The organism is Helicobacter sp. (genome assembly GCF_022770205.1).
GTDB lineage: Bacteria > Campylobacterota > Campylobacteria > Campylobacterales > Helicobacteraceae > Helicobacter_D.
The window spans coordinates 1-5588 of sequence record NZ_JALEIK010000020.1; the positions used below are offsets into that span (position 1 = coordinate 1).

Annotated in this window: 4 protein-coding genes and 1 pseudogene; 2 read left to right on the plus strand and 3 right to left on the minus strand. The window is 36.2% G+C overall.

Translation table 11 applies throughout. The features are described from left to right. The 3 genes from MRZ19_RS08550 to MRZ19_RS04875 all read right to left on the minus strand — a co-directional run. Positions 1-231: RusA family crossover junction endodeoxyribonuclease (locus MRZ19_RS08550; protein WP_366936151.1), on the minus strand; the 231-nt coding region annotated here is incomplete at its 3' end. 154 nt (positions 232-385) lie between these two features. Beyond that, a complete protein-coding gene (locus MRZ19_RS04870; RefSeq protein ID WP_291030924.1) occupies positions 386-2167 on the minus strand; it encodes an aminopeptidase P family protein in 1782 nt (593 codons plus the stop codon). Positions 2168-2184: 17 nt separating this feature from the next. Then, complete coding sequence (locus tag MRZ19_RS04875) at positions 2185-3729, minus strand: peptide MFS transporter (RefSeq protein WP_291030926.1); 1545 nt, start codon at positions 3727-3729, stop codon at positions 2185-2187. Between the two features lie 809 nt (positions 3730-4538). Here MRZ19_RS04875 and MRZ19_RS04880 point away from each other — a divergent pair. Then, positions 4539-5135, plus strand: a complete 597-nt coding sequence (locus tag MRZ19_RS04880; protein WP_291030928.1) for an XRE family transcriptional regulator — start codon at positions 4539-4541, stop codon at positions 5133-5135. Between the two features lie 97 nt (positions 5136-5232). Then, positions 5233-5588 (plus strand): annotated as a pseudogene (locus MRZ19_RS04885) (hypothetical protein); the annotation flags it as partial.

The window sequence follows — 5588 nt, forward strand, 5'->3', positions numbered from 1 at the left end:
TAGCTGCTTGATTGTAATTTCTAAACATTCTTGCGCGCCTTGTTGTCTTTTAACAAAAAGCTCTGTAACTTGAGAATCATCATAATACGCAATTCCGTTTAATGCGTCTAAGATGGGTTTTAAAATATTGTCTATGTCTCTTTTGCGCCTATCCTTTTTTATCCAATGCACACTTAAGGCAATGGGCTTTTTTGTGGGCTTAATGTCTTGCTTAAGGGTAGCTTTTTGTATTTGCTAGAGAATGTTATATGCTTTATGAAAGAGAATAAATAACAATGTTTGGTTTAAAAGAATTACAAAGAAATGCGTTTAGCTGGACAGAATCAAAGTGTTGAAAGTTAAAGGAGTTCTTTATGTAAGCTTAAGCATCGCCTTTGGCGATGGTTTAAAGAGCTTGTGTTCTTGTTGTTAGCCATTTTAGTGCTTTTTCATCATTTTTTAGATGCGGAGCAAGCTTGTCTTGCACTTCTTTGTGATAGTCATTTAGCCACGCCTTTTCTTTTTCATCTAATAAGCTACTATCAATACAACTTGGCTCAAAGGGGCAGAGTGTAACGGGTCTAAAATATAAAAATTCTCCAAAGGAGGTGTTTTTTGGGTTGCTTACTTTTGTGTTAAGCACTAAATTTTCAAGCCTTACTCCCCATTTGCCCGCTTTGTAGATTCCGGGTTCTATGGAGGTAAGCATACCTTCTTTTGCCTTCGTTTTTTCAAGCACGGGAGCAAAATAAGAAAGCACTTGAGGACCTTCGTGTACATTTAAGAAATAGCCTACTCCGTGTCCTGTGCCGTGGATATAATCAAGTTGTTCTTCCCATAAAGGGCTTCTTGTGATAGCGTCTAATAAAGGCATAGGAATATCTTTAGGAAAAATTGTTTTAGAGATGTTAATGTGTGCTTTTAAAACGAGAGTGTAATCGTGGATTTGCTCTGCATTGATTTTGCCAATAGGCACAACTCTAGTGATGTCTGTTGTGCCATTGCTGTATTGCCCCCCTGAATCAATTAGCAAAAAGCCATCGCCTTTAATTTGCAGGCATTTTCCTTTCTCGGCTTTATAATGAGGAAAAGCACCATTACCCTTAAAGGCTGCTATGGTTGCAAAGCTATTACTAATATAATCCTTGCTCTTAGCTCTAAAAGCTGTAATTTGTGTATCAATCTCCACTTCATCAATTTCTTCTCCTTGTTGTATGGCTTCTTCAAGCCAAGCAAAAAAACGGCACAAAGCCACTCCATCTTGCACCATTGCATCTTCAATGTGAGTAATTTCTTTTGCATTTTTCACTGCTTTTAGATGTGTGCTTGGATTGATGGCTTCAATCAGTTTCACGCTAGAATGCAAAGATTCAATGAGTAAAGCTGTCATTTTAGCAGGCTCAACAAGCACACTTGTGTTTTCTAGCGTTTTAAGCGTGGTTGTTACTTCTTCATAAGACTCTAGAAAAACTCCCTCTTTTTCAAGTTGTGCTTTTAAATCTTGTGTAATTTTATCTCTATCAACAAAGAGCAAAGTTTCTTTTTGTGTGATAAGTAAATGGCTTAAAAAAACGGGATTGTATTCCACATCGCTTCCACGCAAATTAGTCAGATAGGCTATATCATCAAGGCTTGAAATGAGATGATTTTCTGCTTTTAAGGCGTGCATTTTTTCACGCACAAGAGCAATTTTTTCTTTTGCGCTTAGTGTGCAATATTCCTTTTTATGTGCATAAATTGCAGCTTTGGGCAAAGCAGGACGATTTTCCCAAAGGGGCGCAATTAAATCGCAATGTTTAAGGGTGCAAATTTTTTCTAATTCTTGTTTAAGGGCTAAATTTAGCACGGCAAAATCTGTCCCTAAAATGTGATGTTGGTTTAAATCGCTATGTAACCAATCTTGAAAAGTGTTGTTTTTATCCTGTTTTTGTAGGCTTATACCACTACCTTGGAGTTCATTTTCAGCCTGTAACCAATATCTGCCATCTACCCATAAAAATGCTTCTTTTTGTGTGAAAACCAGAGTTCCTACTGAGCCTTTAAAACCACTTAGATAATCCTTTACTTTGTAATAATCGCTTAAATATTCACTCAAATGAGGATCAGCACTTAAAACGATATAGGCGTCTAAGCCTTTTTCTTGCATTGCTTGGCGAAGGTTCTGTACTCTTTTTGCAAAGGGATTCATTGTTTTCCTTTAATTTTCTATTTTTTAATAAAATTTTTAAGCACTAAAAGTATTATAGCTGCTCCTAATAAAATCCATACGCATTGATAAAATAAATCGGGTAAGGTTGCTAAATTTTCTTCATTGGCGTGTCCTCCTATAAGTCCAGCTAGCACATTACCTACGGAAATGCTTACAAACCATAAACCCATTACTTGTGATTTAATGAGTTTAGGAGCAATTTTTGTCATTATGGATAAGCCCACAGGGGAGAGGCAAAGCTCACCAAGTGTTAGAAATAAAAGACTTCCTACTAGCCACCAAGGAGATGCTAAAATCGCATTTCCTGCACCAATAGCATTGGTCGCATTTTCTATTCCGCCATTGTTTGTTAGAATGCTTGTTGCTGCAAATGCCATAATTAAAAAGCCTATACCAGCACCAATAAGCCCTAAGGAAAATTTAGTGAGTGAGGAGAGTTCTAAATTTTTCTTTGCTAAAAACACCCAAATTGCGCCCACCACAGGTGCTAAAAGAATGATAAAAAGGGCATTAATGGATTGAAACCACACAGTTGGAATTTCATAGCCAAAAACTACTTTATCGGTAAGATTGTCTGCAAAAAAGTTGTAGGTGGTGTATTGTTGTTCAAAAACCGACCAAAACACAGCAGCTGCAAAAAATAGCACCACAAACACCACTAAATTTTTCTTCTCATCACTTTGTAGCTGTGCTAAAAAGAAAAGATAGAGAAAATAAAGCCCCGCACACCATAAAATTACCATTGTCATACTTTTTGCAATGGCAACGGGATTGAGATTAATAAAGCCACTGATGCCTAAAAAGCAAATCCCAATTAGAATTATCAAAAAAATAGCAATCGCATAAGGAGCATTTTTGTTGTGTCTAGCTGGTTTATCCCAAGCTTCGTCCATTCCTATTTTTGTGTCAAATTCCTTAAAATCAGGCACTGCCTTAAAGGCAAAAATAAGTAGGGCAATAAGCATACCAATGCCTCCCGCTCCAAAACCTAAATGCCACCCATATTCAGTTTGTAGAAATCCTGTGATTAAAGGGGCGATAAAGCCACCAATATTAATCCCCATATAAAAAATAGTGAAACCTGAATCTCTTCTTGGATCGTTTTTATCATACATCATACCCACCATTACTGAAGAGCAAGTTTTAAAAAGTCCTGTGCCAATCACAATGAGAGCAAGTCCTATAAAAAATAAAGAGGTGCTAAAATACGATAACCCTATGCTTAAGTGTCCTAAGGCAATGATGATGCAACCAATAAACACCGCCTTTTTCTGTCCCAAGTAATTATCGGCTATCCACCCTCCGGGTAATGCTGCTAAATAAATGCAACCTCCAAAAATTCCTGCAATAGCTGAGGCTTCCTCTTTGCTCATACCAAGTCCACCGCTTAGTAGAGTCGCTGTCATAAAAAGCACAAGCAAAGGGCGGATCCCATAAAAAGAAAATCTCTCCCAAAGTTCTGTTGCAGATAGGGCAAATAGAGGTTTTGGATGCCCTAGAAATGCCTTGTCAAGTTTTTGAATGTCTTGTTCTTGTTTCATCAAGCCTTTCCTTATTGTTTTTTAAGATGCGCATTATTATAGTCAAAAAAGATCAAATTTGTAACATTTTTAGCAAAAACTATAAAAAATGTTAAGTTTTATCCCATTGTAATGAGAAATATTTATTTAATGAGTTTTGACAATACACACTTGTTGAAGTCTTGTAATAGTTATTTGGATTCCAACTACCGCTTGTAAAGATTATAATTACTACATTTATTACCAAATGGTAGGAAATAAGCGTGTTAAATTGCTTTGTGAGTTTAACGATAATGGCTACTGCAATGCGTTAAACAAACCCTGCTCTTGTGTGCATAAAGTAGAAAACCTAACTTCTTTAGAAAAAATCAAGCAATCTGCTTTTTACATTATGCTAAATGTAATACTTTTTGCCTTTGCAATCTATGGGATTTACAAATTTTTATTCTAATATCCATAGTGAAGTCCTTTTGTGCTAAAATTTGGAGTAACATTTACTTGTTAAAGGTTAAGATTAAAAGATTAAAATGTTAAAGGTTACATTGAATATAAAAAATAAAAGAACGCAGATTTTCATCTGAAGCTACAAAAGGACTTTCAATATGGATATTGTTAGTAGGTTTATTCCGCTTTTAAACACTACCTGCTTGGCGGTCTGACAGCTTGATTTTCAAAGAACATAAAAGTAAGCAGTCTTTGGGATAATTTTTGCTATTCTCTACAAAAAGCTATTAAAGACTTTACAAACTTTTGATAGTGGGATTATAGTGAAATAAATTTCACTTGTCAATATAAAAGTGAAAAAAGTTGCATTTTTTTAAGGGGGCTTAATGGAAGCTGCGGAATTTAAAGAGATACGCTTAAAACTAGGGCTTACACAAAGCGAATTAGGGGATAAACTCGGAATCACAAAAAGGCAAATTATTAATTATGAAAAGGGAGGAAGCAAGATTAATTCAGAATCTGCGGATATGATTAGAGGGCTTATTGGTGCAAATAATTTCACTTATGTGACAGAGCATAAAAAGTCTATTATGATTCCGATTTTTGATGATGTCGTTGCTTCTGCAGGATATGGTCTTATTAATGATGAAGTTATTACGCGCAAAGTAGAGTTAGAGCGAGCATTTTTAAGGGAACAATTTGGGCTAACTAACCTTGATAATCTTAGCATTATCACAGCACAAGGGGATTCTATGACGCCTACAATTCCGCCATTATGCCAACTGCTCGTGCAAAAGCGCGATGCGTTAGATGGTCAAATATGTGTCGTGCGCGTGGAATCGGAACTTTATGTGAAACGCATTCAAAAGTTACCTACGCCGAAACTTTTAAGTGATAATGAAAAATACGAAGCAATTTCTCTAAACAGCTTAGATTACGAGATAATAGGCGTAGTGGTGGGTATGTTTCAGAGGTTTGTATAGGGTTATGCTTGGCTTTTTGGTATCAATTTTTGCTTCTGCATTTTCAGCTTTGCTTTGTGGTTTAATAACGTTTCCTGTATTGGGTATAGTGTGTTTTATGTTAGGTGTTGAAGCTTCAAATATTGTATTAGTAATATGGTATGCCTTTTTCTTTTGCTTGTGGGCAGGGGCGCATTATAAGTGGCATAAAGAGGATAAAGAACGCAATGCTAACGAATTCAACGAAAACGAGGAATTAACACAAGAATCACAAGCGCAGGAATCACCCAAACAAGAAACAACCACAGAGGTCAAACAAGAAGCGGTTACCGCACCAAAAGAACAGACAAAACAAGAAAACGCGGAATCCCTAGAGAAAAAAGAGGCAGAGGCTGTAGAAAAAGAGTTATCACGCTACAATCAAAGGTTTATTTCTTGGCGCAATGGATTTAAAACTTATGAAAATAATAACTC

What these genes read in the sequence shown, in the direction of transcription:
- MRZ19_RS04870 (WP_291030924.1), bottom strand. Translation starts at nt 2,167, where the DNA reads ATGAATCCCTTTGCAAAAAGAGTACAGAACCTTCGCCAAGCAATGCAA.
- MRZ19_RS04875 (WP_291030926.1), bottom strand. Translation starts at nt 3,729, where the DNA reads ATGAAACAAGAACAAGACATTCAAAAACTTGACAAGGCATTTCTAGGG.
- MRZ19_RS04880 (WP_291030928.1), top strand. Translation starts at nt 4,539, where the DNA reads ATGGAAGCTGCGGAATTTAAAGAGATACGCTTAAAACTAGGGCTTACA.